24 protein-coding genes and 1 pseudogene are annotated in these 26,025 nt (G+C 60.8%); 10 read left to right on the plus strand and 15 right to left on the minus strand.

Features of this window, described 5'->3' with window-relative positions:
• The 3 genes and pseudogenes from KGA88_RS02485 to KGA88_RS02495 form a co-directional block, all read right to left on the minus strand.
• Positions 1 to 133, minus strand: a pseudogene (locus KGA88_RS02485) (peptide ABC transporter permease); the annotation flags it as partial.
• A gap of 206 nt (positions 134 to 339) precedes the next feature.
• The gene (locus KGA88_RS02490) at positions 340 to 1,941 is read right to left on the minus strand and encodes an ABC transporter substrate-binding protein (RefSeq protein WP_110660714.1); all 1,602 of its coding nucleotides are present in this window, start codon (positions 1,939 to 1,941) and stop codon (positions 340 to 342) included.
• Positions 1,942 to 2,205: 264 nt separating this feature from the next.
• A complete protein-coding gene (locus tag KGA88_RS02495; RefSeq protein WP_110660713.1) occupies positions 2,206 to 2,772 on the minus strand; it encodes a helix-turn-helix domain-containing protein in 567 nt (188 codons plus the stop codon).
• 160 nt (positions 2,773 to 2,932) lie between these two features.
• Here KGA88_RS02495 and KGA88_RS02500 point away from each other — a divergent pair, with 160 nt between their 5' ends.
• The 3 genes from KGA88_RS02500 (at position 2,933) to KGA88_RS02510 (ending at position 5,690) form a co-directional block, all read left to right on the plus strand.
• Positions 2,933 to 4,150, plus strand: a complete 1,218-nt coding sequence (locus KGA88_RS02500; RefSeq protein ID WP_223588682.1) for a M24 family metallopeptidase — start codon at positions 2,933 to 2,935, stop codon at positions 4,148 to 4,150.
• 163 nt (positions 4,151 to 4,313) lie between these two features.
• Positions 4,314 to 4,946: a dTMP kinase gene (locus KGA88_RS02505; RefSeq protein ID WP_223588685.1), complete on the plus strand. Its 633-nt coding sequence runs from the start codon at positions 4,314 to 4,316 to the stop codon at positions 4,944 to 4,946.
• A gap of 138 nt (positions 4,947 to 5,084) precedes the next feature.
• Positions 5,085 to 5,690: a class I SAM-dependent DNA methyltransferase gene (locus KGA88_RS02510; RefSeq protein ID WP_223588687.1), complete on the plus strand. Its 606-nt coding sequence runs from the start codon at positions 5,085 to 5,087 to the stop codon at positions 5,688 to 5,690.
• A gap of 235 nt (positions 5,691 to 5,925) precedes the next feature.
• Here the strand turns inward: KGA88_RS02510 and KGA88_RS02515 are convergent, their stop codons facing one another.
• The 4 genes from KGA88_RS02515 to KGA88_RS02530 are packed head-to-tail and all read right to left on the minus strand — an operon-like array spanning position 5,926 to position 10,020.
• The gene (locus KGA88_RS02515) at positions 5,926 to 6,900 is read right to left on the minus strand and encodes a DHH family phosphoesterase (protein WP_223588689.1); all 975 of its coding nucleotides are present in this window, start codon (positions 6,898 to 6,900) and stop codon (positions 5,926 to 5,928) included.
• Between the two features lie 12 nt (positions 6,901 to 6,912).
• Positions 6,913 to 7,701 carry an SDR family oxidoreductase gene (locus KGA88_RS02520; protein WP_223588691.1) on the minus strand — a complete coding sequence of 263 codons (789 nt, stop codon included), beginning with the start codon at positions 7,699 to 7,701 and terminating at the stop codon, positions 6,913 to 6,915.
• 37 nt (positions 7,702 to 7,738) lie between these two features.
• Entirely contained in the window at positions 7,739 to 8,908 is a 1,170-nt protein-coding gene (locus tag KGA88_RS02525; RefSeq protein ID WP_223588695.1) for a sulfotransferase family protein, read from the minus strand.
• Positions 8,905 to 10,020, minus strand: a complete 1,116-nt coding sequence (locus KGA88_RS02530) for a hypothetical protein (RefSeq protein WP_223588698.1) — start codon at positions 10,018 to 10,020, stop codon at positions 8,905 to 8,907. Before KGA88_RS02530 ends, KGA88_RS02525 begins: the two co-directional genes overlap by 4 nt.
• A 209-nt stretch (positions 10,021 to 10,229) precedes the next feature.
• Here KGA88_RS02530 and KGA88_RS02535 point away from each other — a divergent pair, with 209 nt between their 5' ends.
• The 4 genes from KGA88_RS02535 (at position 10,230) to KGA88_RS02550 (ending at position 14,928) form a co-directional block, all read left to right on the plus strand.
• Positions 10,230 to 10,700: an SRPBCC domain-containing protein gene (locus KGA88_RS02535; protein WP_223588700.1), complete on the plus strand. Its 471-nt coding sequence runs from the start codon at positions 10,230 to 10,232 to the stop codon at positions 10,698 to 10,700.
• Between the two features lie 65 nt (positions 10,701 to 10,765).
• Positions 10,766 to 11,710: a sulfate adenylyltransferase subunit CysD gene (gene cysD / locus KGA88_RS02540; RefSeq protein WP_223588702.1), complete on the plus strand. Its 945-nt coding sequence runs from the start codon at positions 10,766 to 10,768 to the stop codon at positions 11,708 to 11,710.
• On the plus strand, positions 11,710 to 13,602 hold the full coding sequence (cysN, locus tag KGA88_RS02545; RefSeq protein ID WP_223588704.1) for a sulfate adenylyltransferase subunit CysN: 1,893 nt from the start codon (positions 11,710 to 11,712) through the stop codon (positions 13,600 to 13,602). Before cysD ends, cysN begins: the two co-directional genes overlap by 1 nt.
• Before the next feature lie 153 nt (positions 13,603 to 13,755).
• Complete coding sequence (locus tag KGA88_RS02550; protein WP_223588706.1) at positions 13,756 to 14,928, plus strand: helix-turn-helix transcriptional regulator; 1,173 nt, start codon at positions 13,756 to 13,758, stop codon at positions 14,926 to 14,928.
• Positions 14,929 to 15,441: 513 nt separating this feature from the next.
• Here the strand turns inward: KGA88_RS02550 and KGA88_RS02555 are convergent.
• The 7 genes from KGA88_RS02555 to KGA88_RS02585 form a co-directional block, all read right to left on the minus strand.
• Positions 15,442 to 16,911: an amidohydrolase family protein gene (locus tag KGA88_RS02555; RefSeq protein ID WP_223588708.1), complete on the minus strand. Its 1,470-nt coding sequence runs from the start codon at positions 16,909 to 16,911 to the stop codon at positions 15,442 to 15,444.
• Positions 16,908 to 18,107, minus strand: coding sequence for an amidohydrolase family protein (locus KGA88_RS02560; protein ID WP_223588710.1), 1,200 nt, complete (start codon positions 18,105 to 18,107; stop codon positions 16,908 to 16,910). Before KGA88_RS02560 ends, KGA88_RS02555 begins: the two co-directional genes overlap by 4 nt.
• Before the next feature lie 80 nt (positions 18,108 to 18,187).
• Positions 18,188 to 18,955: an ABC transporter ATP-binding protein gene (locus KGA88_RS02565; RefSeq protein WP_223588712.1), complete on the minus strand. Its 768-nt coding sequence runs from the start codon at positions 18,953 to 18,955 to the stop codon at positions 18,188 to 18,190.
• A gap of 25 nt (positions 18,956 to 18,980) precedes the next feature.
• Entirely contained in the window at positions 18,981 to 19,694 is a 714-nt protein-coding gene (locus tag KGA88_RS02570; RefSeq protein WP_110659737.1) for an ABC transporter permease, read from the minus strand.
• A complete protein-coding gene (locus KGA88_RS02575; protein ID WP_223588714.1) occupies positions 19,691 to 20,380 on the minus strand; it encodes an ABC transporter permease in 690 nt (229 codons plus the stop codon). The genes KGA88_RS02570 and KGA88_RS02575 overlap by 4 nt, the downstream gene beginning before the upstream one ends.
• Before the next feature lie 134 nt (positions 20,381 to 20,514).
• Positions 20,515 to 21,285 (minus strand): ABC transporter substrate-binding protein, encoded by a 771-nt coding sequence (locus KGA88_RS02580; RefSeq protein WP_110659735.1) that lies wholly within the window; start codon positions 21,283 to 21,285, stop codon positions 20,515 to 20,517.
• A gap of 85 nt (positions 21,286 to 21,370) precedes the next feature.
• Positions 21,371 to 22,606, minus strand: coding sequence for a cyanate transporter (locus KGA88_RS02585; RefSeq protein ID WP_223588717.1), 1,236 nt, complete (start codon positions 22,604 to 22,606; stop codon positions 21,371 to 21,373).
• 118 nt (positions 22,607 to 22,724) lie between these two features.
• Here KGA88_RS02585 and KGA88_RS02590 point away from each other — a divergent pair, with 118 nt between their 5' ends.
• The gene (locus KGA88_RS02590) at positions 22,725 to 23,591 is read left to right on the plus strand and encodes a LysR family transcriptional regulator (RefSeq protein ID WP_110659734.1); all 867 of its coding nucleotides are present in this window, start codon (positions 22,725 to 22,727) and stop codon (positions 23,589 to 23,591) included.
• Here KGA88_RS02590 and KGA88_RS02595 read toward each other — a convergent pair whose 3' ends face one another.
• Positions 23,592 to 24,596, minus strand: coding sequence for a helix-turn-helix transcriptional regulator (locus KGA88_RS02595; RefSeq protein ID WP_223588721.1), 1,005 nt, complete (start codon positions 24,594 to 24,596; stop codon positions 23,592 to 23,594). It lies immediately after the preceding gene.
• A 164-nt stretch (positions 24,597 to 24,760) separates the two neighbouring features.
• Between KGA88_RS02595 and KGA88_RS02600 the strand changes: the two genes are divergently transcribed.
• Together KGA88_RS02600 and KGA88_RS02605 are read left to right on the plus strand one after the other, a co-directional pair.
• Positions 24,761 to 25,525 carry a hypothetical protein gene (locus tag KGA88_RS02600; RefSeq protein ID WP_110659732.1) on the plus strand — a complete coding sequence of 255 codons (765 nt, stop codon included), beginning with the start codon at positions 24,761 to 24,763 and terminating at the stop codon, positions 25,523 to 25,525.
• Between the two features lie 28 nt (positions 25,526 to 25,553).
• Positions 25,554 to 25,991 (plus strand): hypothetical protein, encoded by a 438-nt coding sequence (locus tag KGA88_RS02605; protein ID WP_223588725.1) that lies wholly within the window; start codon positions 25,554 to 25,556, stop codon positions 25,989 to 25,991.
• The last annotated feature ends 34 nt before the right edge of the window (positions 25,992 to 26,025 follow it).

Here is a 26,025-nt window from a genome sequence, read left to right on the forward strand (position 1 = left end):
CGACTCTGCGTTCGCCCATCATGACTTCCACGGGGTCGCCAGGGATCATGCGAATCAACGCGAATGTCAGCAAGGTGATGCCGAAAAACGTGGGGATCAGTAACCCCAGTCGGCGGGCAATAAAACTCAGCATTTGGGCTTATCACTCCTTATTGTTTTTGTAATGGCGGACAGCGCGCTGACCGTTCACAGCAGTTCACGCCGCGCAGGTAAAGGCTCCGGCTCGACGTTTCCCGGTGTGGTACCTGGTTTTTTTCGTTGTGGCGGGTGAGACAGTCCTCGCCGGTCTGGCGCCGGCTCGAGGAAGGCGAAGGGGCCGGCTTGGCCGGCCCCTGTCGCTCACTGTTCGTTGGAGACGCCGTAGAAGCTGCTGAGTCCGAAGGGGCTGATCTGGAAGTCCTTCACACTGGCGCGCATCGGCTGGTACACCGTGGAGTGGGCGATCGGGGTCATCGGCACCTGCGCTTTGAGGACATGTTGCGCTTCTTTGTACAGCGCGGTGCGCTGTTCCACATCGGCCGTGGCCTCGGCGGCGTTCACCAGTTTGTCGTAGCCAGCATCGCACCACTTGGAGAAGTTGTTGCCGTTGACGGCGTTGCAGCTGTAGAGGGTGCCCAGCCAGTTGTCCGGGTCACCGTTGTCGCCAGTGAAGCCGATCAGCATGGCGTCGTGCTCGCCGGCGTGGGCGCGCTTGATGTACTCGCCCCATTCGTAGCTGACGATGTTGGCCTTGATGCCGATTTTGGCCCAGTCGGCCTGGAGCATTTCAGCCATCAGCCTGGCGTTGGGATTGTAGGGGCGCTGCACCGGCATGGCCCAGAGGGTGATTTGCGTGCCTTCTTTCACGCCTGCAGCCTTCAGCAACTCCTTGGCCTTCTCCGGGTTGTAGGCGGCGTCCTTGATGGTCTCGTCGTAGGACCACTGGGTCGGCGGCAGGCCGTTGACGGCCAACTGGCCGGCGCCCTGGTAAACGGCTTCGATGATGGCTTTCTTGTTTACCGCCATGTCCAGCGCCTGGCGTACTTCGAGCTTGTCGAACGGTTTGTGGGTGAAGTTGTAGGCGATATAGCCAAGGTTGAAGCCTGGTTGACTAGGCATCTTGAGCTGCTTGTCTTCCTGCAGCGGCTTGATATCGGCCGGGCGCGGGAAGGAGGTGATCTGGCATTCGTTCTTTTTCAGCTTTTGCATGCGCACCGAGGCGTCGGTGGTGATGGCGAAGATCAGATTGTCGATCTTCACGTCTTCAGGCTTCCAGTAATCCTTGTTGCCCTTGTAGCGAATCTGGGCGTCTTTCTGGTACTTGCTGAACACGAACGGGCCAGTGCCGATCGGCTTTTGGTTGATGTCCTGGGCCTTGCCTTCCTTGAGCAACTGGTCGGCGTATTCGGCCGACTGGATCGAGGCGAAGCTCATGGCCAGGTTCTGGATGAAGGCTGCGTCGACACCCTTGAGGGTGAACTTGACGGTATGGTCGTCGACTTTTTCGACCTTGGTGATGTTTTCGTTCATCCCCATGTCGGTGAAGTAGGGGAATTCGGTGGGGTAGGCCTTGCGGAACGGCATGTCCTTGTCGAGCATGCGGTCGAAGGTGAACAGCACGTCGTCGGCGTTGAAGTCGCGGGTCGGCTTGAAGTAGTCGGTGGTGTGGAACTTGACCCCGTCCCGCAGGTGGAAGGTGTAGGTCAGGCCATCGGGAGCAACGTCCCAGCGGGTTGCCAGGCCCGGGATGACCTTGGTGCCGCCACGTTCGAACTGCGAGAGACGGTTGAACACGGTTTCGGCTGAGGCGTCGAAGTCGGTTCCCGTGGTGTATTGGCCTGGGTCGAAACCCGCCGGGCTGCCTTCGGAGCAGAACACCAGGTTGCTGGCGGCGTGGGTGAAGCCGGAACCGAAGATCAGGCCTGCGGCAATCATGGTCTTGAGCGTGGTTGTTTTGCGCATGCGAACCTCATTGTTGTTATTTTTGAGGGCGGCAGATCAGGTAGTCCATTCCTGGGGGGATGCACCTGATCCTGCGGCTTTACGGAATGCAGGCTGCCCGTCATTTGCGAACGGGGAGCCGAAGGCCGACATCCTGGCTCGGGCGCTAGCGCTGAAGGGGGGGAGAGGGATGCTCGCGCCGCCACCGGCCGAGGCAAAACTTAAGTGATTCTAAAATTAAATACAACTTAAATTCAGTGGTACTTACTTTTTGAGCGCGAGCGGTCAGGCCGTGGGATGGTCGTCGAGCAGGCCGCCCATGGTGGTGACGACCAGCACTTCGGCAACATCGTCGCCAGAGTTGGCGATGGAATGCTGTTTGGTGGAATCGAAATGCACCGATCCTCCCGGGCCGAGCGGGTAGGTATGGCCTTCGATGGTGTAGACGATTTGCCCGGAGAGCACATAGGTAAACTCTGCGCCTTCGTGGGAGATGAGCTCGGACTGGTAGCCCACCGCCATGGTCATCTTCATCGCGTTGATCAGGTTGCCGGGGAAGTTGCTGGACAGGCGCTCGTAGACCAGCGGCTGGCTGCCGATGGAGTACCGCACGCGCTGGCCCTGATGGGAGTCGGGCTGCGGCTGGGCGGGCTGGTCGAACAGGGTGTTGAGCGGAACGCCCAAGGCACTTGCGATTCTCGCCAGCGAAGAGATGGACACGCCAGTGAGGTTACGCTCCGCCTGGGACAGGAAGCTGGCTGTGAGACCTGTTTCAGTGGCGACTTGGTTCAGGGTCTTGTTGGCGGCGCGGCGGTGGCGGCGCAACCGTTCCCCGATCTGTTCTACGGTCATTGGCGTGGCTCGTATTCTGAAAGGCGCCAGTATAGCGGGCGGCGCACTGCAGAAAAGGCTTTTCGCCTCACTGAAATTAAGTGTCACTGAAAATATGCGTTGACGATGATTTAAGCCTGACTTAAATTTCAAGCACTGAAACATAATTCGGGAGAACGAGATGACTGTGGGTGTAGGTGGCAAAACTCCGGAACAGGCGCTGGCCGGCCTGACGAAGATGACCGCGGGCATGCAGCCCATCGGCCTCGACGAATACCAGTCACGCATTGCCAAGGCCCAGGGCCTGATGCGAGAGCAGGGCATCGCCGCCCTCTACCTGAACGCTGGCAGCAACCTGTACTACTTCACCGGGGTGAAGTGGAGCCCGAGCGAACGCATGGTCGGCGCCGTACTTCCCGCCAACGGCCCGCTGGCCTATATCGCCCCGGCCTTCGAAGAGGGCACCATCCGCGACTTGCGCGAGGTGGATGGGGTCATCCATGGTTGGCATGAGCACGAGAGTCCCTACCGCCTGCTGCTCGACATGCTCGCTGGAATGGACATCGCCGCCGACGCAGTAGTGGGGCTGTGCCCGTCCCTGGCGTTCTTCATGTTCGACGCCATCCGCCGCCTCGGATCGGGCTACGAGTTCGTAGACGCTTCTTGCGTGACAAACCTGTGTCGCTATCACAAGTCCGCTACAGAATTGGCGCTGATGCAGCGCGCCAAAGACATGACCCTGCAAGTGCACAAGGCTGCCGCCAGCATCCTGCGAGCAGGCATCAGCACCACCGAGGTTGCCGAGTTCATCCGCGAGGCGCACTGCAAGGTCGGCGCGCCAGGTTCGACCTTCTGCATTGTGCTGTTCGGCGAAGCCAGCGCCTTCCCCCATGGGGTGAAGCACGCGCAGGTGCTCAAGGACGGCGACATGGTGCTGATCGACACGGGCTGCCTGCTCCACGGCTACCAGTCGGATATCACTCGCAGTTACGTGTTCGGCACCCCGAGCGACCGCCAGCGCGTCATGTGGAACCTGGAAAAGGCCGCCCAACTGGCCGCCTTCGACGCCGCCCGCCTGGGCGAACCCTGCCAGGTGGTGGATGCCGCCGCACGGCTAGGCCTGGAAGCCGCCGGTCTCGGCCCGGACTACCAGTTACCCGGACTGCCGCACCGCACCGGGCATGGCATAGGCCTGGACATTCACGAAGGGCCCTACCTGGTGCGTGGTGACCAGACGCCGCTGGCCGAGGGCATGTGCTTCTCCAATGAGCCGATGATTTGTGTGCCGGGCGAGTTCGGCATTCGCCTGGAAGATCATTTCTACATGACCGCCACTGGCCCGCGCTGGTTTACCCAGCCGAGCCATTCCGTAGACGACCCGTTCGGTTTGGACGCCTGAGGGCAGGCGATTGTCCGAGGTTGCCGTAACCCTGGATTTTGCGGCTCGTTAGCCGGAGCGCAGGTTAGAATGCTCATCAATACCTGTTCACAAGCTCCGGAAAAAAGATGCCACTGCACGATTTGAGTCATGGAAAAACCGTCCATCAATCGTCATTTGAAGAATGAACCGTCCTTGGTTTGTTTCTCTGGATGGGCCCAAGGGCACCGGAAAAACCACACTGCTGGAAGCCGTCACGAAGGCACTGAGGGCAGACAACAAGAAAGTAATCCGGCTTTGCGAGAGAAATAGCGATCCCTACAGGGGGAAAACAATGGCTCTCGTTAACGAACTCGCCAGAAATCCCGACAGGGATCTGGAGTTGGAGGTTTGTGAGCGCTTTGCTGATAGCCGTAGGTGGATTTCCCGGCACGTGCTGCCGGAACAGCCACCGGGCAGCATTATCCTGATGGATCGTTGGTACCCATCAGATGCTGCGTTTCGCCGGATGATCCCGTTTGCAGAGATTCTACGGTTGAACATTGATCGAGGCGTGCAAGTGCCGGATCTGCATGTGGGAGTTGTCACCGACCCTGATATTTCATGGGCAAGGGCAGCGGCACGATCCCGTGGGTTGGGCAGTACCGTGATCCATAACCTGGAAGAACAGATCGCGTGTACCCAGGCGTTCGAGCGAGCGATGGCAGATCACGACTGGGTTTTGTGCCGTAACGAAGGAACGATCGAAGACGCAACGATGCAGGTCGTTGCCGAGATCTACAAAGTGCTCGATAGCGCGGAAACTACAAATCCTTGAGCTGAGCCTATCTGACTTAATACATGATTTAACATAATATACATTATGCGTAGTATCATATATTCCATTCAGGCCGTCTCCCGCGTACATTTCAAACCCAGGCGTTCTCTCTGGAACGCACCCCCCAGGATTCTCTCCATGCATGAAGCAGCCCATCAGGTCATCGATCTCTACCAGCGTCACTCTCACACATGGGATCGAGTTCGTTCCCGTCATCTCGTCGAGCAATCATGGCTGGATCGTTTTCGCCAGGCCATGCCTGCCGACGATGGCCAGGTTCTCGACATTGGCTGTGGTTGCGCCGAACCGATGGCGCGTTACCTGATCAGCGTGGGACACGCTGTATGCGGCATCGATTCATCCAGCGCAATGATCAGCTTGTGTCGGCAACGTTTCCCGCAGCACGATTGGCGCATTGCCGATATGCGTCAGTTGGCGCTCGATCAACGTTACGCAGGCATTCTGGCGTGGGACAGTTTCTTTCATCTGACGCCTGAGGATCAGCGTCGAATGTTTCCGATATTCCAGGCCCATGCCCAACCTGGCGCGGCACTGATGTTTACCAGCGGACCCGCACACGGCATTGCGTTGGGGACTTTCGAGGGTGAGACGCTGTATCACGCCAGCCTGGATCACGATGAGTACACTGCATTGCTCAATACCCATGGTTTCACCGTCATTGAGCAAATTACAGAAGACCCGGCCTGTGGTGGGCACACGATTTGGTTGGCTGTTTTCAGCTGAAAGTGCCTCGCTGCCCTACACATTACATCTGCGTTCTAGTTACAACTCAACTAAACGTCTATTTAGTTGATTTAACTTTAAGTACTCTGGCACCGGCTAATACTCCGTACATCTGAATAGCGCTCTCTGTGCCCTGTTCGCCCGATTTCTTTTCTATCGCTAAAATGCAAAACGCCCAATGCGGTGCATCGGGCGTTTGCGTGAAACAGGTGTAAAACCCCTCCAGAAGATGCTCTCAGCAAGTTCTGCACGGATAACTCACGAGCAAGCGATCTGCAAACGCAGCCAGATCCGCCTCAGCCAACCGGTTGATCCCGGCCGCACGCTTGCGTCCTCCCCCCGTAGCGAACTGACGGCAGAACGCATCTGCCGTCAGCTCAGCGCCTTCAGGTACACGCAAGCTGAACGTCCAATCACCATCGCCCCTGGCACTGAGCAGGCCAATGGCCTGTCGCGGAGCCTGAGCGGCCAGTTGATTGGCCAGCACCCCGCTGACCCGGCGCGCCCATGGTTGCGCCGGCAAGCGATAGAGCCGCGCGCCGTGGCCCTCGCACCATGGCGTCAGGTCTGCGGCGGCCGCCATGTCCGCGGCATGCCCCTCTCTGAGGATCGTGAAGCTGGAGCTGTCGCGGACGAAGTCGACTGGATTGCGGTAAGGCAACAGTTCGCCGGCGAGTGCCAACGGATCGAAATGCAGGTCCTCGAGGCTGTCGCCGTAGGCGTTGTAGTTCAACAACTGGCCCAGCTCTTCCAGCGCCACCACTTCATCAGCGTTCAACCCGTGCCGTTCGGCCAACGTACGCGCCGGACCGGCCAGGCCATCGCCAAACGCGGCGACCACCGCCCAGCGGTGCTCGCGTCCGGCGAGGTAGTTGTCGACCAGGATGCTGGTGCAGACGTGGGCCGCGGTGTCGATAAATGACTCGAAGGCCGGATGTCGCGGCAGTTCACCGGCATAGTGGTGATCGAAGTAACGCACCCTGGCACCGGCGTCGAGCAAACGCTGCGTCTGCTCGCGGTTCTGTTCGTGGGCCACGTCCAGCACAGTGACTCGCTCTCCATGAGCGGCCGTGACCCGGCTGAGCAGTTCGATGTCGCGCTTGACCCCACTGATCAAGCGCACCTCGCGCTCCAGTTCGCCGGCCAGACGCAATTGTTGCAGGGCACAGAGGCCATCCGCATCGCCGTTAAAAGCGCAGTGATCAATCATCTGTCAGGTTCCTCAGTGCATCACTTCGCCGCCGTTGGCATCCAGTTGCGCACCGTTGATTGCACTGGCGTAGTCCGATGCCAGGAACAGCGCCGCCCGCGCGCACTCGTCATCGGTGCGCATGCGCCCGCCCGGAATCCCGGCACTGAATTCGGCACGCACCTGTTTTTCACTGACGCCCCGTGCGGCGGCGGTCTGGCGTACCAGCGCCTGGACCGGTTCGCCCCACATCCAGCCGCACGCCAGGCCGTTGACCCGCAGGCCATGCACCGCCTGCTCGCTCGCCAGATAGCGCACTGTTGCAGCCAATGCGCTTTTCGATGCGGCATAGGCGGCACCGCCCTGATAGGGCTTGCGCACGCCCAGGGTATTGATCATGACAATGGCGCCGGCGCCCTGGGTGCGCATTGGCCCCAGCACGGCGCGGCTCATGTTCAACGAGCCCAGCAGATTGACTTCCAGGGCCTCGCGCAAGGGGGCGTTGTCGCCCTCCTCCACGGCCTGGAAGCCACCATGGGAGAAGGCGCTGTTGATCAGCGCATCGATGCGTCCGAATTGTTCGAGGGTGGTTGCGGCGAAGTGGTTGCAGGCATCGACATCGGTAATGTCCGTGGGGACGCACAACACCTCGCAGGTGTCGGTCAGCGCCAGGATACGTTGTTGTGCCTCCAGCAGGCGCCCCTTGTCACGCGCCCCGATGGCAACGGCACGCGCACCTTCGCGCGCCGCTTCCAATGCCAACTTGATACCCAGCCCGGGGCCGACACCCGAGACCATCACGACCTTGTCTTTCAACAGCATGGGGAAACTCCTCTTATTGTTATGAACTGCGAAGGTTTCAGGCCTGGATATGCCGGGCTCGATACTCGGCATAGTCGCGTTGCAATATCGCTTCACTGAGGCCGAACTGGCCGGGACTGTAGTGATGAACCGCACGTTTTTCACGGCCGTTTGCCTGCAACCATTGCCCCATGGCCGATCGGGTCTGCGGCGTCAATTCGAGGCCGGCAAATTGATAGATCCTGTCGACCACAGCCTGTGGCTCGGCCACGGTGTCTTCGAAGTGCACATCAAGGAAGCGCTCCTTGGGCATACGCTCGCGGACCGCCATCGCATGGCGCAATGCACGGGCCATACGGCGGTTCCACTGCTCGCCTACGGCCTCGGCATCGACCTTGTCGCTGTAGAGCAACCAGAGGGTATGGATAAAGCTGGCCAGCGAAGGAATGGTCTTGGCGGGTTCGCGGTGGGTGAGGACAACCTGCGCTTTTGGAAAAACCTCGAACAGCAGCTCCAGGGTATGCAGATGCTGCGGGCTTTTGAGCAACCAGCGACGGCCAGGCTCGATGCCACGACGAGCCTGCTGCCATTGCAGGAACTGCAGGGTTCGCTTGAGGTACTGATACACCTGGGTCTGATCCTGGGCGTCAAGCCAGGCGGTATAGCTCGGCACATTGACGTAGGAATCCATGGCGCACAGGAACGAGTGTTCCATGAGCATGAACTCCTCATCGGGCTGCTCGGCGTCCAACGGGTGGATGGCCAGCAGCTGCGGGAGGAACTCGATCATTCCCGCGACTTCGGCGTGTGCCCGGGCGATGCGCTTGACGGGCTGCTCCAGTGTTTCACCGGGCAAGGGTGCGGGGTAACGGGTTTCCCACCACTGTGCCTTGCTGAACTGCGGGTCCACCGCCAGCGTGCGCTGCAGCAGCGTGGTGCCGGTGCGCGGCAGGCCGACGATCACCAACGGGTCATCAATGGGTTGATCGAGGATTTCCGGGTGACGCCGAAGGTGATCCTCCATGACCAGGCGGTTGACCAGTTGCCCCAGCAGTTTTTCGCGCAACAGGCCCCGCCCGGGGGCCGACAGGCTCGCTTCATTGTTCAGGGCGTCAGCCAGTACCAGCAGACCCTGGCGAAAATCGCCGGGACCGAAATCGTCGATTCCCCCAGCACGGGCGCTGGCTTCGGCCAGCAAGGCATCAAGGGCGAAATCATTGGCGCTCATCGCACAAGCTCCTTCAACTCATTGCGTTTGACTACGCGAGTGGTCGGGTGCACGGGATGCTTTGCCCCCACCCAGCGCAGGCAGAGGGTGCCATGGGGATGGCTGGCGGTTTCCAGCCAATTTTCCAGGCCGGGATCAAAGCCGCAGAGCACCATGCGCAAGCGGCCATCGGCGTCCAGGCGCGCCGAGTGCTTGTTCAGGCAGATGCGGTGGTAGCGGTAGTCGAGCGACTCCATCCAGTAGTTGTTGATCTGCACATTCCAGAAGTCGCAGTCGGGCACCTGATCAACCTCGATCAGCAATGCCTCGTCTGCGGCCAGGGCCCAGTAGGAGTGGTAATAGAAGATGTTCGGGTCGCCCCCCACCGACTGGCACAGCGCCTGGTCGGCGGCCGGGAGTTGATTGGGGTGCGCCTGGTAACCCTGGGCCCAATCGGCAAACAATCGGGCGGTGTTCTCGACGAAACTGCCCACCCTTTGCAGGCTTTGCTGCAAGCGCGGCGCAGTCAGCGGTTCGGGTGTCTGCCCGGCATTCAGGCGCTCTATTCGCAGTTGTGCCGGTTGCTCGGTGCTGCGGTCGAGAAACGTCTGGCGCACGATCAGGGCATTGCTTTGCGGCTCCAGTCGCAGCCAGTTGCCTTGGGCCGGCGGGCGCTGGCTGAGGATGATTTCGAAGTTGCCCTCGGCATCCAGCGCCAGTAGCCCGGCATCGAGGAAACCGGTCTGGATCATCTTGCCATCCGTCTCGTAACCCCCTTTCTGGGAGCCGAAACTGAGGTAGGCAACGCTGCCACGGTGACCGCTGACCCGGTACTCATGCTCGCCGTTCAGGCGTGCATAGCTATACAAATTGTCGGGGTTGTCAGCGCCAATTTTCGCCGTTTCATGGGACGGGGTGATGAAGCCCGGGAAGTCCGGATCGGCAAATTCCAGGTGCATTTCCAGGGCAATCCGCAGTAACCGGGTGAGATAGCGAAAGCCTTCGGCACGGGTCTGCGCATCGGCCGGCGCTTCGCGGCGCAGTATCTGCTCGCCACTGCGGCGCAACTGCTCGCAAAAGAGGTTCCAGCTCTCACCGCTGAGAACCTCCTGATCGATCCTGTCTGTAACCATGTCGCTCTCCTCTGTCGGCGGACATCCCGCCGCTGCCAGTGACCTTAGGGAGTACCCGCTTGCCGGTTCTTCGTCCGAGCGGACTAAGTGCCCGCCTAGTCCGCCTGGACGAGGATCGGTCTGACCCTGAGCGGCGAGGATCGCGCCTGAGCCCAAGGCTTGTTCGCGCCGCTGTTCGCGGCGCGCAGTCATCCTCAGAGGAGTTACCCATGACCGCAGAGAAAAACCTGGTCCGTTCAGTGACCGTGGACATCGCCGCCCCGGCCGAACTTGTCTGGTCGATACTGATCGACCTTGCCTGTTATCCGCAGTGGAACCCGTACACCGTCAAGGTCGAGTCGAGCCTGCAATTGGGCGAAGCGGTCAATCTGTTCCTGCCCGATCCTCGCCGGCCAGGTGAGCTGCTGCACGTGATCGAGTACCTGGCGGACTTCGAGCCCCACCGGTTACTCGCCTGGGAGATGTACGCCAACGCCGACAATCCCGACGCTGCCCGGCGCGAGCAACTGATCGAACGCACCGGCGCGAACAGTTGCCGCTACCACACCACCGACCAGTTCCTTGGCGCGACCGCTGACCAGGTCATGGCCAACCATGGCCCCTGGGTGCAACAGGGCTTCGACGCCGTTGCCCTGGCCCTCAAGGTCCGTGCCGAGTCGCTTTACGCGTCCGTCGCGTGACCTTCAGCCGCTGTCGCCCTCTTCGTCCGAGCAGACGAAGAAGCGCCAGTTGCGCTTTACCTACCGTGACGTCCAGCCGGAGCCCAACCCGGCAGAACTCGAGGAGGTATCCGATGTTGACTCATCTGCAATGGCTGGAAGCGGAAAGCATCCAGATCATCCGCGAAGTGGTCGCCGAATGTGAAAACCCGGTGATGCTTTACTCCATCGGCAAGGACAGCGCCGTCATGCTGCACCTGGCGATGAAAGCCTTCGCTCCAGGCAAACCGCCCTTCCCCTTGCTGCACGTGGACACCACCTGGAAGTTTCGCGAAATGATCGCTTTCCGCGACCAGACCGCTGCACGCCTGGGCCTGGAATTGCTGGTGCATATCAATCCCGAGGGCGTGGAAAAGGCCATCGATCCTTTTACCCACGGCTCGGCCCTGCACACCGACGTGTGGAAGACCCAAGGTCTGAAGCAGGCCCTGGACCACTATGGTTTCGACGCGGCTTTCGGCGGTGCCCGCCGTGACGAAGAGAAGTCGCGGGCCAAGGAACGCATGTTCTCCCTGCGCTCCGAACAGCATCGCTGGGACCCCAAGCAACAGCGTCCCGAGCTTTGGCGCTTGTACAACACCCGCAAGCGCAAGGGCGAAAGCCTGCGGGTATTCCCCTTGTCGAACTGGACCGAGCTGGATATCTGGCAGTACATCTACCTCGAACAGATCCCCATCGTGCCGCTGTATTTCGCCAAGGAGCGGCCTGTCGTGCAGCGCGACGGCACGCTGATCATGGTCGACGACGAGCGACTGCCGCTCAAGCCGGGCGAAACCCCGCAAATGCGCAAGGTGCGTTTCCGCACGCTCGGCTGTTACCCGCTGACCGGCGCCATCGACAGCGACGCCGACAACCTGCCGGCGATCATTGGCGAAATGCTGGTCAGCCGTACCTCTGAACGCCAGGGTCGACTGATCGACAGCGATTCGGCCGGTTCCATGGAGAAAAAGAAGCAAGAGGGGTATTTCTGATGAGCGCGCTGAACGAAACCTTCAATGACGAACTGACGCCCTATCTGCAACAGCAACAGAACAAGCAGCTGCTGCGTTTCATTACCTGTGGCAGTGTCGACGATGGCAAAAGCACCCTGATTGGCCGCCTGCTCTATGAGTCCAAGGTGCTGTTCGAGGACCAGTTGGGTCAACTGGAAGCCGACTCGAAAAAACTCGGCACCCAGGGTGACGAACTGGATTTCGCCCTGTTGGTCGATGGCTTGAGCGCTGAGCGCGAGCAAGGCATCACCATCGATGTGGCCTACCGTTTCTTCGCCACCGACAAGCGCAAGTTCATCGTCGCCGACACCCCCGGCCACGAGCAATACACGCGCAACATGGTCACTGGCGCCTCGACTGCCGACCTCGCGGTGATCCTCATCGATGCCCGCCAGGGCATACTCACCCAGACCCGTCGACACAGTTACCTGGTGTCCCTGCTGGGCATCCGCAAGGTCGTGGTCGCCATCAACAAGCTGGACCTGGTGGACTATTCCCAGGCGGTGTTCGAACGCATCGAAGCGGATTATCGCGCGTTCGCCACGCAGATTGGCTTGCATGACATCCAGTGCATCCCGCTCTCTGCGCTACGTGGCGACAACATGCTTGAAGCCAGCCCGAATACACCCTGGTACCAGGGGCCGACCTTGCTCCAGCATCTGGAAAACGTCCCCCTTGAGCAGGCTCGACAAGTCTCGGCCGCGTTCCGCCTGCCCGTACAATGGGTGAATCGGCCGAACCTCGATTTTCGTGGTTATTGCGGCAATGTCGCGGCCGGCAGCGTCAGCGTCGGTGATCGTATCCGCGTGCTGCCCTCGGGACAGCAGAGTGAAGTCACTGCAATCCTCGGCAGCGCCGGGCAACAGCAGCAAGCCGTTTGCGGCCAGGCCGTCACCCTGACCCTCAAGGACGAAATCGATATCAGCCGCGGCGACTTGATTGCGCTGGCCGATGCTCCGCCGGCCGTTGCCGACCAGTTTGAAGCGACGCTGGTGTGGATGGACGAAGAGCCGATGCTGCCCGGGCGGCCTTACCTGATGAAGATCGGCTGCCGGACCGTCAGCATGAGCTGCGCCAACCTCAAGCACCGGGTTGACGTGAACAGTCTGGAACACCTGGCTGCGAAAACCCTGGAGCTGAACGGTATCGGCGTGTGCAACCTGCACCTGGACCGGCCGATCGCCTTCGATGCTTACGCCGACAACCGCGATACGGGTGGCTTCATCATTATCGATCGTTTGAGCAACCGCACGGTCGGCGCCGGCATGCTGCACTTTGCCTTGCGTCGCGCGCAGAACGTGCACTGGCAGGCCATCGACGTGAACCGCGAAGCCCATGCGACGCTCAAGGGGCAGTCACCGCGAATCCTGTGGTTCACCGGATTATCCGGCGCAGGCAAGTCGACCATCGCCAACCTGGTGGAACGCAAGCTGCATACCCTCGGCCGGCACACTTACCTGCTCGATGGCGACAATGTTCGCCATGGCTTGAATCGCGACCTGGGTTTCACTGAAGCCGACCGGGTGGAGAACATCCGCCGGGTCTCGGAAGTGGCGAAGCTGATGCTCGATGCCGGTCTGATCACCCTGGTGTCGTTCATCTCGCCTTTCCGTGCCGAGCGCGAGATGGCACGGCGCCTGGCGGGAGACGGTAATTTCCTTGAAATTTTCGTCGATGCGCCGCTGGCCCTGGCCGAACAGCGCGATCCCAAGGGGCTGTACCAGAAAGCCCGGCGCGGTGAGTTGAAAAACTTCACCGGGATCGACTCGCCCTATGAGCCGCCCGTAGCGCCGGACATCCATATCGATACCCAGAATGAGTCGGCCGAGGTTGCCGCCGAACGTATCGTCGAGGCGCTGCTGGCACTGTAAAGCCAATGAGCACAGCGCTATACCGGCATGTAACGGTGTAGCGCTGCCTCTATCACATAGCCCGGCAAGCTGCCTAAGCCAAACGGACGATTTTCCCGCCAGGGACGCGATCAATACTCGAATGACAAAAACAAGCAGTAGTGAGGCGCATACATGACCCTCCCTTTTCCGGTCTGCAAGGACCTTCCTCCAAATACCGACATTCCCTCTTCAGAGCTCAGCAGCCTGCTCGCCCTGGTCTATCAAGGCCCCCTGGAGTCCACACCCTGGTCCGGCCTGCTGGAAAACCTGCGCCAGCGTTTCGAGGCCAGCTTCTTCACCCTGGTGCTGCGCAACCCCGACCATGAACGGCCAGGGCTGATCGTCAATGCTTCGATTCATGGGCCCCAGCTGCCTGGTGAGCCGTTCTACAGCGAGCAGTACTACGCAATCTGCCCCTTCATCGACTGGCCTGTGGACCAGGTGGCCAGTGCCGATCAGGTACTCGGCAGCGATGCCTGGCTCGCCCACGACTTCTACCGTAACTATCTGCAACCACTGGATCTGCGCCATGTTCTGGTCGCCAACATGCACACGCCCACGGGCATGCACTGCGCCTTGTTCGCTTGCCGCAACCACGCCAGCCGAGACTTCGATACAGCAGAAATTGCCCTGATTCGTCTGCTTTTGCCGCACCTGCAACAAGCGGTGGACCTGCATTCGGCGGTAGAGCAACTGGACTCCGAACGCCAACTCTATGCCGCGACCATTGACCGTCTGATGGTGGGCACGGCGATCCTCGACGAAGACGGTCGAATGATGCGCTGCAACCGCGCCGCCCAGCGACTGTTCGACAGTCGTGACGGCCTGGAATGCCGGCACGACAAGCTTTGTGCCTTCACCAGCCAGCAGAACCGCAGTGTGCAGCAAGCCATCCAGGCAGTGTTGAAACAACGCCAGCGTGGTCTCGATGACATCGAGGTGTTGGCCCTGACCCGGCCAAGCGGCGAGATGCCACTCAATCTACTGCTGCGGCCCATCCCCATGAGCTATCAAGCCCGCAACGGCGCGCGACGGCCAGCCGTAGTGGTGTTCATCCGCGACCCGGCGGACTCACCCCAGGCATCGCGCAACCTGCTGCGTAGCCTGTTCCAGCTGACGCCGACAGAAACGGAAGTGGCCATGCTCGTCATGGACGGGCAAACCCTCGATGAAACAGCCCATGCACTCGGGGTTTCTCGCAACACGGTGCGCGCCCATCTGCGCGGCGTGTTCGCCAAGACCGGCGCCACCCGCCAGGCGCAATTGGTCAAGACACTGCTCAACAGCGTGGCGTCGCTCGGGTAATCGATTCGCCAGCAAGCCACCTCCTCCAGCTCCAACGCGATCCCCTGTAGGAGCCGGCTTGCTGGCGATGGGCTCCAGTGCGCCGCGTTTATCCAGGTTACACGCGTCATCGTTAACGACCATCGCTGGCAAGCCAGCTCCTACAGGTTCAACGCGACCCTCTGTAGGAGCCGGCTTGCTGGCGATGGGCTCCAGTGCGCCGCGTTTATCCAGGTTACACGCGTCATCGTTAACGACCATCGCTGGCAAGCCAGCTCCTACAGGTTCAACGCGACCCTCTGTAGGAGCCGGCTTGCTGGCGATGGATTCCAGAGCGCCGCGTTTATCCAGGTTACACGCGTTATCGTTAACGACCCTCGCGAGCAGGCTCGCTCCTACAAGGAACCATGTCCTGGTCGAAATGATGTGAACGCCAAACTGTAGGAGCCGGCTTGCTGGCGATGGACTCAAGTGCGCCGCGTTTATCCAGGTTACACGCGTTATCGTTAACGACCCTCGCGAGCAGGCTCGCGCCTACAGGGCCGGGTGATAGCGGGCCGTGCGCCAGAGGTTTTGCGATTCTTCGGTCAGATGGCGCAGGCCGCTGCGGTCGAGCATGCGTTCCGACTCCTCCTGCACCGCCGCCAGTACCGCCGCTTCGTCGACGGCGTGTACGGTGTAGTCCTCCATCAGGATCTTGCCATCGACGATGGTGGTACACACGTCCGCGCCGTTGGCGAAGCAAGTGACACGGTGGACCGGCATGTTCATCGGCATCAGGTGTGGCTTGTACAGGTCGATCAGAATGATGTCGGCTTTCTTGCCGACTTCCAGCGAGCCGATCTCATGGTCCATCGACAGTGCCTTGGCGGCGTCGATAGTGACCATTTCCAGCACCTTGCCCTGGGGCAGGATGTCCGGGTCGCGGAAATGCCGGCGGTGGTAGTGCATGCACTGGAACATGTGGCGGAACATGTCATAACCACGGTCCGGGGCCGCGCCGTCTGACCCGATGGCGACGGTTACATTGGCCTCGATCAGTTCCGGTACCGGGCAGCGACCCAGGATCGACATGATGGCGCTCGGGTTGTGCACGATCTTGGTCTGTGTCTCTCGGCACAGGGCGATGTCTTCCTCGGTCAGGTCAATGCAGTGCGACATGAAGGATGTCGGGCCGAGCAGCCCCAGTTCACGATGCGCAAGCGCCAGGGTACCGGCGCGGTGGCCATCCTGGGTGAACGTGAGGCTATGGCGCTGGGCCAGCGCCAGGTAGTCCTGTGCTTGCTGGCGAAACAGCGGAGCCAACTGAAGATGGCCGGGCTCGTATTGTGGCGCGTACACCGGCAAGGTGATGGCAATGCGCACCCGGCCGTCACCCATGCCGTCGCAGCTCCTGGCGATTTCTTCGCAGGTCTCGAACATGGTCTCGAAACTGACGTCGCGCCGAGTCGGCGGTTCGCTCGACCAGTCCAGGTAAGTATGCGGCCCTGGCGCCCGCGACGGCCCGACCGCGACCACCGAGCGGGTACCGATTTCGGCGATGGCCCGGGCATGGCGTTGCGCGTAGACCGGGTCGTCGACGCGCATGATCGAATCGCCTCCGCCCAGCAGCGATACGCCAGTGGTGGTGCCGCATTTGAGCCGTTCCAGCGCCGACAACCTGGCATCGGCCTCCCAGAATTCGACGCCAGAGGCCGAGGTGTAGATGGCCTGGCAAGCGTCCATCCAGGCATCGCCCTGCCCGCCGCCGATGGTTTTCAGCATGGCATGGCCGGCATGGGCGTGGCTGTCGATCAAGCCCGGGAGCACCGCCTTGTTGCGTGCATCGATGACTTTGTCAGCAGTGAAGCGCGCCCGCAGTTCATCCGTGCGCCCCACCGCGACGATGCGGTTGCCGAGCACGGCTACTGCGCCGTCGTTGATGACCCGGCGTTGTTCGTCCACGGTGATGACCACGCCGTGCTCGATCAACAGGTCTACTTTGGTGAGCGTAGGTTGAGTCACAAGCGGCTCCGCAGCAGATGGCCATTTTTCGCCACGACAACTCCGCGGCTGATCACCGTGCGCGCCAGTGGACGCGCCACGACGGCTTCACCCAGCGTCTCTGCAGGCAGCAACAACAGGTTGGCGGATTGCCCCGTTGCCAATCCGTAATCACTGCGCCCAAGTGCCCGGGCGCCGTTGCTGGCGGCGGCTTCGAACGCCGTGCCGATTTCAGGGTCGGTGCGCATGCCGCAACGCAATGCGAGCAGCATCGCGCGCTCGAGCATGTCGCCGTTGCCCATCGGGGTCCAGGCGTCGCGAATGCCATCGGAACCGAGGCAGACGTTTACCCCCGCCGAGAGCAGTTCTGCAAAGGGCGGTATGGCAATATCGGAAGGCGCCGTGGTCATGATTGAAATCCGGTTGGCAGCCAGGCGCTCAGCCAACGGCAGTACCTGGGCCCAGTCTTTCATGCCCAGGCAAAAGGCATGGCTGATCATCACCCGCCCCTGACGCTGATAGCGCTCGGTGAAGTCAATGATCCGGGCAATCTGCCAGAGCCCCAGTTCCCCACCGTCATGCAGGTGGATGTCGATACCGCGATCAAACCTGTCCGCCAGCTCGAAGAGGATCGACAGGTGCGCAATCGGATCGTTGTCTATGCCGCAGGGGTCCAGCCCCCCTACCACCTCGACCCCAAGCTCCAGGGCTTCGCGCATCAATGCTTCAACCCCGGGGCGGTTGACCAGGCCAACCTGAGGGAAGGTGACGAACTCGATATCGACCAGGTCGGCGTAGCGCTCGCGCAGCTCCAGCATGGCTTGCACATGCTCGATACCCAGCTCCGGATCGGCGTCTACATGACAACGGAACGTCAGCGAGCCGCGCGCGATGCATTGCTCCAGCAGGGCACCCGCCCGCTCGGCAATGGGCGATGTGAGCTCACGCAGGATTTGCCGTTCGTTCGCTATGCGCGCCTTGAGGTTCGGACCGGCACTGTGCGGCCGCCACGGTTGGCCCCACAGGGTCTTGTCCAGATGGATGTGGCTTTCCACCAGCGACGGCACGAGCAGTTGACCTTGCCCGTCAAGGTCAGGCCCGGCAACCGGATTGCCACCGGCTGGCTGACGGTCGCCGATACGACCGTCGACAATCTGCAGGTCTTCCATTTCGCCGCCATAGGGGCGGACATTACGCAACCAGAACGATTGGATCATTGGAACCTCATCAAACTTTCGAGCAAGCCCCTGTCGCACGATAACCGACAGGGGCTCTGTTTACGGAATCACCGCAAGGGCTATTTCAAGTTGCCGGCCAGGAACTGCTTGAGGCGCTCACTCCTGGTGTGCTTGAACAGTTGCTCCGGGTTGCCCTCTTCCTCGATCTTGCCCTGGTGCAGGAAGATCACGTGGTTGGACACTTCGCGGGCAAAGGCCATTTCGTGCGTCACCACCACCATGGTCCGGCCCTCTTCGGCCAGGGCCTGCATCACCTTCAACACCTCGCCGACCAGCTCGGGGTCGAGCGCCGAGGTCGGCTCGTCGAACAGCATCACTTCCGGCTCCATCGCCAGGGCTCGGGCGATGGCCACGCGCTGCTGCTGGCCGCCGGACAGGTGCGACGGATACTTATCCTCCATGCTGGCCGGCAGGCCGACTTTGGCCAGGTACTTGCGGGCGCGGGCCACCGCCACTTCGCGGCTAAGGCCCAGCGCATGCATCGGCGCCTCGATGACGTTTTCCAGCACGGTCATGTGCGCCCACAGGTTGAAGTGCTGGAACACCATGGACAGCTTGGTGCGCATGCTTTGCAGCTGCTTCTGGTTGGCCACCCGCAGCCCGCCGTTCCTGTCCTTCTCGGTGCGGATTTCCTCGGCGTTCACGGTAATTCGCCCGGCACACGGCTGTTCGAGGAAGTTGATGCAACGCAAGAACGTACTCTTGCCCGAACCCGAGGAGCCGATAATGCTGATCACATCGCCGGCCTTGGCCTTGATCGACACGCCCTTGAGCACTTCGTGGTTGCCATAGTTCTTGTACAGATCGTCTACGGTCAGTTTGTACATGGTTTTGACCTTGCGTATGCGGCCTTCAGGCGGCCTGTGGTTTCAGGAAGGCCAGCCAGCGGGTTTCACCGCGACGAAATAGCCAGACAAGCGAGAGCGCAATCGCCGCGTACAACAGTGCAGCGATGAAGAAAGCCTCGAACGACGCATAGGTCGCCGAGTTGACGTCGCGGGCGACCTTCAGCAGGTCGGGAACCGTGGCGGTGAATGCCACAGAGGTTGAATGCAGCATCATGATCACCTCGTTGCTGTAGTACGGCAGTGCGCGACGCAGCGCCGAGGGCAGGATGATGCGCCGGTACAGGTTGAACCTCGACAGGCCGAAGGCCCGGGCCGCCTCTACTTCGCCGTACGGCACCGACCTGATCGCGCCAGCGAAGACCTCCGTGGTGTAGGCGCAGGTATTGAGCGCGAACGCCAGCACCGTGCAGTTGAAGCCTTCGCGAAAGAACATGTCGAGGAATTCGTGCTCGCGCACCACGCTCAGGCTGTAGACACCGGTGTAGATGATCAACAGCTGTATATAGAGCGGCGTGCCACGAAACACATAGGTGTAGAACCAGACCGGAAGCCGGACAAAGCGGTTTTTTGATACGCGGGCCACGGCCAGCGGCACCGACAGCACGAACCCGATCGCGATCGACAGCACCAGCAGCCACAGGGTTATTGCCAGGCCGGAAAAGTTGGCGCCGTCCGACCACAAATACGCTTGCCAGTATTCCTGGATAATCTCAATCACAGTTCAGCCTCCCGAACACCGACGGAGTAATGGTGCTTGAGCCAGATCAAGACGCCGTTCGAGACAGTGGTAATGAACAGGTAGATCAGCGCACCGATCACGGTGAAATAGAACAGCTGCATGGAGCTTTTCCCGGCGTCCTGGGTGGCCCTGACGATATCGGACAGACCGATGATGGACACCAGCGCGGTCGCCTTGATCATCACCTGCCAGTTGTTGGCAATGCCGGGCAAGGCAAAACGCATCATTTGCGGGAACAGAATCCGGTAGAACGCCTGCCATGGGCTCAGGCCATAGGCCATGGCGGCCTCTGTCTGGCCACGCGGGACCGCCTGGAAAGCACCGCGAAAGGTTTCGGTGAAGTAGGCGCCGTAGATAAACCCCAGCGTCGCTACACCGGCAAGAAAGGGATCGATATCGATCTGATCCATTCCAAGCCCTTCGGTGACCTGATTGAGGACAATCTGGATGCTGTAGAACAGCAACAGCATGGTCACCAGATCCGGAACACTGCGTATCAGCGTGGTATAGAGGGTGGCGACATTGCGCAGCCACCGATTGCCTGACAACTTGGAGCTGGCGCCTGCCAGACCGATCACTACTGCGGTCAGCAGCGATAACATGGCCAGCTTCAGTGTCATCCAGGTGCCGCTTGCGATCAGCGGCCCATAGTCTACCAAGGACATTGCATTCTCCTTGAGTTCGATAGCCCAGCCAGTGCCGGCTATCTTTTTCAATTGTGTTGTTCTTGTTTTTGAATGCCGCAAAAGCCTGGATTCGCAACGTGTTCGAAGGCTCACTGCCTGCAACTTGAAATCAATCAGTTGTACACATCAAAGGAGAAGTATTTGTCGGAGATGGTCTGGTAAGTGCCGTCCTTGATGATCTCGGCCAGCGCCCCGTTGATCTGTTCGCGAAGTTCATTGTCATCCTTGCGCAAACCGATTCCCGCACCCACGCCGAGGGTTTTCGGGTCGCGTATCTCCGGGCCGGCAAAGGCGAAATCACGACCGTTCTGGGTTTTCAGGAAGCCCAGGTCGGCCTGCACGGAAGATTGCAGCGCTGCATCCAGGCGGCCGGCCATCAAGTCCTGGTAAACCATGTCCTGGTTCTGGTAGGTCATGACGGTGACGCCCTTGGGCGCCCAATAAGCCCGGGCATAGGTTTCCGACGTCGAGCCCTGCTCGATCCCTACCCGCTTGCCTTGAAGGGATTCGGGCGTTGGCAGCAGATCCGAGCCTTTTTTCGCCAGCAGACGCGGCAGGACATTACTGATCTTGTCGGAGAAGGCGATTTGCGCCTGGCGTTTCTCGGTCACGCTCATGGAAGAAAGAATGCCGTCGAACTTCTTGGCTTTCAGCGCCGGGATGATGCCGTCGAAGGCGTTCTCGACCCATACACATTTGACCTTCAACTTTTCGCAGATCGCATTGCCCAGATCGATATCGAAACCCACAAGCGAGCCATCGGGCGCTTTCGACTCGAACGGGGCGTAAGTGGGGTCAACGCCAAAGCGAATGACTTGCAAGTCTTTCGCATAGACGCCGCTGGCGGCCAACGCGAGAACAACTGAAACGGCTAACTTCTTCATATCAATCTCCGTAGGCACAGTGGTACTGGCGTTTAAGGGTGGCCAGTTCTGTTTGGTTTTTTGTATTTGTATTGTTTAACCTAGGTCACAACGTTTGCATGCTGCGTCGGTAGCTCGCCGGGGAGAACGTGAAGGTCAGCACCGCCATCACGGCGAGCACCCCGAGGTGCAGCCACCAGCCGGTGGTGAAGCTGGCACCGGAGTCGCGCAGCCAGCCGATCAACCAGGGAGCAGTCGAGGCGAGCACAAACCCGATGCCTTGGACGAAAGCCGCCAAGGTCCCGGCCGCCTGCGCGCCGGGCAAGTGGTCGAGGCTGACAATCAGGCTGAGCGAAAAGAACCCGCCAAGGCCGAAACCGGCCGATGCGACCCACAACCACGGTGCGGCGTTGGGGGCCAGCGCGAAGCCGGCGAAACCCACGGCCTGCAGCGCTATCGTCAGCCACAGGGCAGCGCGCCGGTCAATGCTGCGGCGGGCGAGCATCGGCATGGCGAACGCCGCCGTCGCCTGGAACATCGCCAGCCACGCGAGCAGGTTGCCCGAGGCTTGCAGGCTCATGTTCTGCTGCTGGTAGAAGGACGGCAGCCAGGCCACCAGGCTTGAGTAGCCGCTGTTGGTGAGTCCGAAGTAGGCGGCCAACTGCCACGCGCGGCGATTCTTGAAGAAGCTGAAGGTCTTGATCGGTGCCGGTCCGCCAGCGGCAATCGGCGCATTGCGTGGTGCACACACCAGCCAAAGCAAAAACACCGCAAGCGCTGGCAACGCCCAGACGGAAAGCCCCAGCCTCCAGCCGCCATACGCATGCAGCCAGGTGCTGGCCAGCGAGCCTAGCGCCCCGCCGCCGACCAATGCCGCCGAGTAGAGCCCCATCACCATCGCAATCCGTTCAGGAAACCAGCGCTTGGCGACACCCGGTATCAAGGCCTGGATCACCGCCACGCCGGTGCCGGCGATACCGGCGCCAATGATCAACTGTGCCCCGTCCTTGACCACGGCGCGCGACGCGCAACCGAGCATCAACAGCAACAAAGCGCCGGCCAGCGCGCGCTTCTCGCCGAAGCGCCGTGCGACACCGATGCCAATAAAGGCAATCAGGCCCATCAGCACGAAGGGCAAGGTGGTCAGCATCGCGGCGGCGCGAAAATCGAGGCCAATGTCGGCGCGCACCAGGTCGAGCACCGGCCCTACCGAAGTCAGAAATGGCCGCAGGTTCAAGCCCAGCAACACCAGCAGCACCAGTGCGACCAGGGACACCTCACCAGCGCGCGGCACGTGCGTAGCGATGCAAGCCGATCCGCGGTCAGTCACGTCAGTGGTCATCACATTTACCCTGGTCATTCTGGTCAAGAAGTCCGCATCAGCGGCTGTTCTTAAAGATTAAAAGCAGGTGCTATTATTCGGAAATGAAATGATCGAATGACTATTAGTGGGGAATGTAATGACTTCGGCACTGATCGATCCGTTGCTGCTCAAGAGTTTCGTCGCGGTGGTCGAGAGCGGCAGCTTCACCCGCGCCGGCGAGCGCGTGCACCTCAGCCAGTCGACCATCAGCCAACAGTTGAAGCGGCTCGAGGAGCAACTCGGCTGCGAGCTGGTCAACCGCAACGGGCGCTACGTCGGCACCACCGAGGACGGCGAACGCCTGCTCGGTTATGCGCGCCGGCTCCTGGGGCTGATGGAAGAAGTCGTCGAAGAATTTCGCAAAGGCCACGCACAGGGCGAATTGCACATCGGCGTGCCGGAAGACTTTGCCTCAGACTTGCTGACGCCGACGCTGGGCGCCTTCGCACGCGCGAATCCGTCGATAAGGCTGGAAATCAGCAGCGGGCTGAGCAACACGCTCTGGCAGCAATTCAGTGCCGGCGACTACGACCTGGTGCTGGTCAAGCAGCGCCCGGGACAGGTCGTGGGGCACGCCGCCTGGCCCGAACCGCTCGCCTGGTTCGACAGCCTCAACGAGCCGACCTACGAACGCGACCCGCTGCCATTGGTGGTGTTTCCGGTTGGCGGCTTGTATCGCGATGAAATGATCCACGCGCTCGAGAGCGCCGGCCGACGCTGGAGCATCGGCTACAGCAGCGCGAGCCTGGCGAGCGTACGCTCGGCGGTTGCCGATGGTCTCGGCGTCAGCGTGCTCCCGGCGCGACTGGCCCTGCCCGGCCACCGACGCTTGGGTACAGCCCAATCCTTCCCCGAACTGGCGCCACTGGAAATCGCCCTGCACCTGCGCCCCGACGCCCCACGCCGGGTGATCGACCTGGCCGAACAGCTGAAAAAACTCTGCGCCCAGGTGACCGCCCAATGATCAGTCTTCGGATGTATGTTGGCCCCGCCAGTTTCTCGGAGAAAACCCGGTCCACTGCTTGAAATGTCGACTGAACACCGAGACATCGGCGTAACCCAGGTTCAACGCCAGATCGGTGATGCTGGTTTTGTCCCGCAACAGGTTCTGCTTGGCGATTTCCAGACGGGTCTCCTGCAGCAACTGACTGAAACGGCTGCCTTCGGCCTGCAGGCGTTTTTGCAGGACCCGTGGTTGCAAGCCCAGTGAGTTGCTGACCGCCTCGATACTGCACTCGCCCGTGTGCAGGAGACCGCCGATCAGATGGCAGACTTGCGCCTTGAGGTTGTCCGGGTACTGGTTCTTGAGCAGTTGCATGCGATGCAGCAGGTGTTCGCGCATCAGCTCTTCATTGGCCTGCGGTGAGCGCTTGAGGAATTCAAGTGGAAAACTGATGCCGTCGAAGGTGCTGTCGAAACGCAGCCTGCCGTAGACCCCTGTCGCCTGCCACAGGGCGCTTTTCGCCGCGCCTTGTTGCAGATGCAGGCGGATCTGCGGGCTATCGGCCCCGGCGAGGATTTTCACCGCGTTGAACAGTTGCGCCGCGCTGAGCTGGCTCAGCTGCAGCAGACCGCTGTCATTGCTGAAGTCGAAACTCAAGCGGATCTCGGCGCGCTCTCCCCGCTGGCCTATCTCCAGGTGCAACCCGCTGGCGTGCAAATACAGGTATTGCCGGGCAAAGCTCAACGCGTCCCCCACCGTCGGCTGCCGGCTGCCAGATAGCGCAACGTCGCCAATCGCCAACAGGTTCTGGCGCGACGCCAGGCGCAACGCGAACAGCGGCTCCTGGCATTGACGCGCGGTCTCATCGAGCAAGTCGGCGGTCTTCTCGTAGGACAGGTAGCTGTTGGGTTGGCGCAATTGGGCCACGACCATCCCGGCGTCACGCAGCAGGTTCACCGGGTTCTGCCCGAGTTGGGACACCAGGGTGCTGTAGCCCTCGATTGCGCCACTGCGTAGTAGAAACATCGTCCATAGTCATCCACGTCAAGGTTCGCAATAAAGCAAGTTTTGCGCCCCTGAAGTCAAGACGTCGTGAAAGACATCAACGCCTGCTCAGTCTCAGCTAAGTTTCGAGCCGTATCGTCTCCCTTGCGCAAAATTTGGCGCTGCACAGGAGAGGCAACCCGCCCATGAAACCCATTACAGCCGGATGGCTCAACAAAGTACCCGAGGTGACGTTGTCATTCTGGGTGATCAAGATCTTGTCCACGACGGTGGGTGAAACCGGCGCGGACTTCCTCGCTGTCGATGCCGGCCTCGGCCTGGGCTGGACCAGCCTCGGCATGGCGACATTGCTGGCCATCGCACTGTTCATACAGATGCGCAAGACCGCCTGTTCGCCCTGGATCTACTGGCTGACCGTAGTGCTGGTGAGCATCGTCGGGACCCAGCTCACCGATATCCTGACCGACGTTCTCGACGTCAGCCTGTACACCAGCACCGCCGTGTTTTCTGTCCTGCTGGCACTCAATTTTCTGCTCTGGTACCGGATGGAACACAACCTGTCGATCCGCGAGATCGTCACGCCACGACGGGAATGGTTCTACTGGACGACCGTGCTCTGCACCTTTGCCCTCGGTACGGCCGCCGGTGACCTGGCCACCGAAGCACTGGGTCTGGGCTTCACCCTCGGTGCCGTGATTTTCGCCGCACTGCTCGCCGCGACCCTGGTGGCCTGGCGCCTGGGAGCCAACGTGGTGCTGTCCTTCTGGATCGCCTACATCCTGACCCGGCCGTTCGGGGCCTCGCTCGGCGATTTGCTGACCCAATCCAAGACTTACGGTGGCCTCGGCATGGGCGCCACCTGGACCAGCGCGATCTTCCTGTGCGTCATCGTCCTGCTGGTGGCGGTCGCGCAGATCAGCGTCGGCAACCGCAAATCCGTCACTGAATAACCTTTCAATAGTCCATCAAGGAATCGTCATGCGCCTTTTTCAAAACATCATTCGCCACGTCGCCATTGTCTCGTCGATCTTTCTGCTCAGCATCGCTGCCGGCTGCTCGAAACCGGCCGACAAGCCCGCTGCAGGTTCGTCCTCCGCAGCGATGAGTGCTCAAACCCAGTCCGGTTCGAAACTGGGCGATCTCTCCGAATTCCGCACCATCGCCGCCGACGTTGCCGCGCTCGTCGATAAAAACGACCTGCCCGGCGCGAAAGCCCGCATCAAGGACCTGGAGAGCGCCTGGGACTCGGCCGAAGCCGGGATCAAGCCTCGCGCCGCCAGCGACTGGCATGTCCTGGATAAAGCCATTGACCGTGCGCTCGACGCCTTGCGTGCCGGCAGCCCGCAACAGAGCGAGTGCAAGGCCCGCATGGACGAACTGATGAAAGCCTTCGATTCAATGAAAGGCACGCAATAACCGGGCGGACAAACGCCGGTACAGGTGCTTCAAT

This window comes from Pseudomonas sp. A-R-19 (genome assembly GCF_019956575.1).
Lineage (GTDB): Bacteria > Pseudomonadota > Gammaproteobacteria > Pseudomonadales > Pseudomonadaceae > Aquipseudomonas.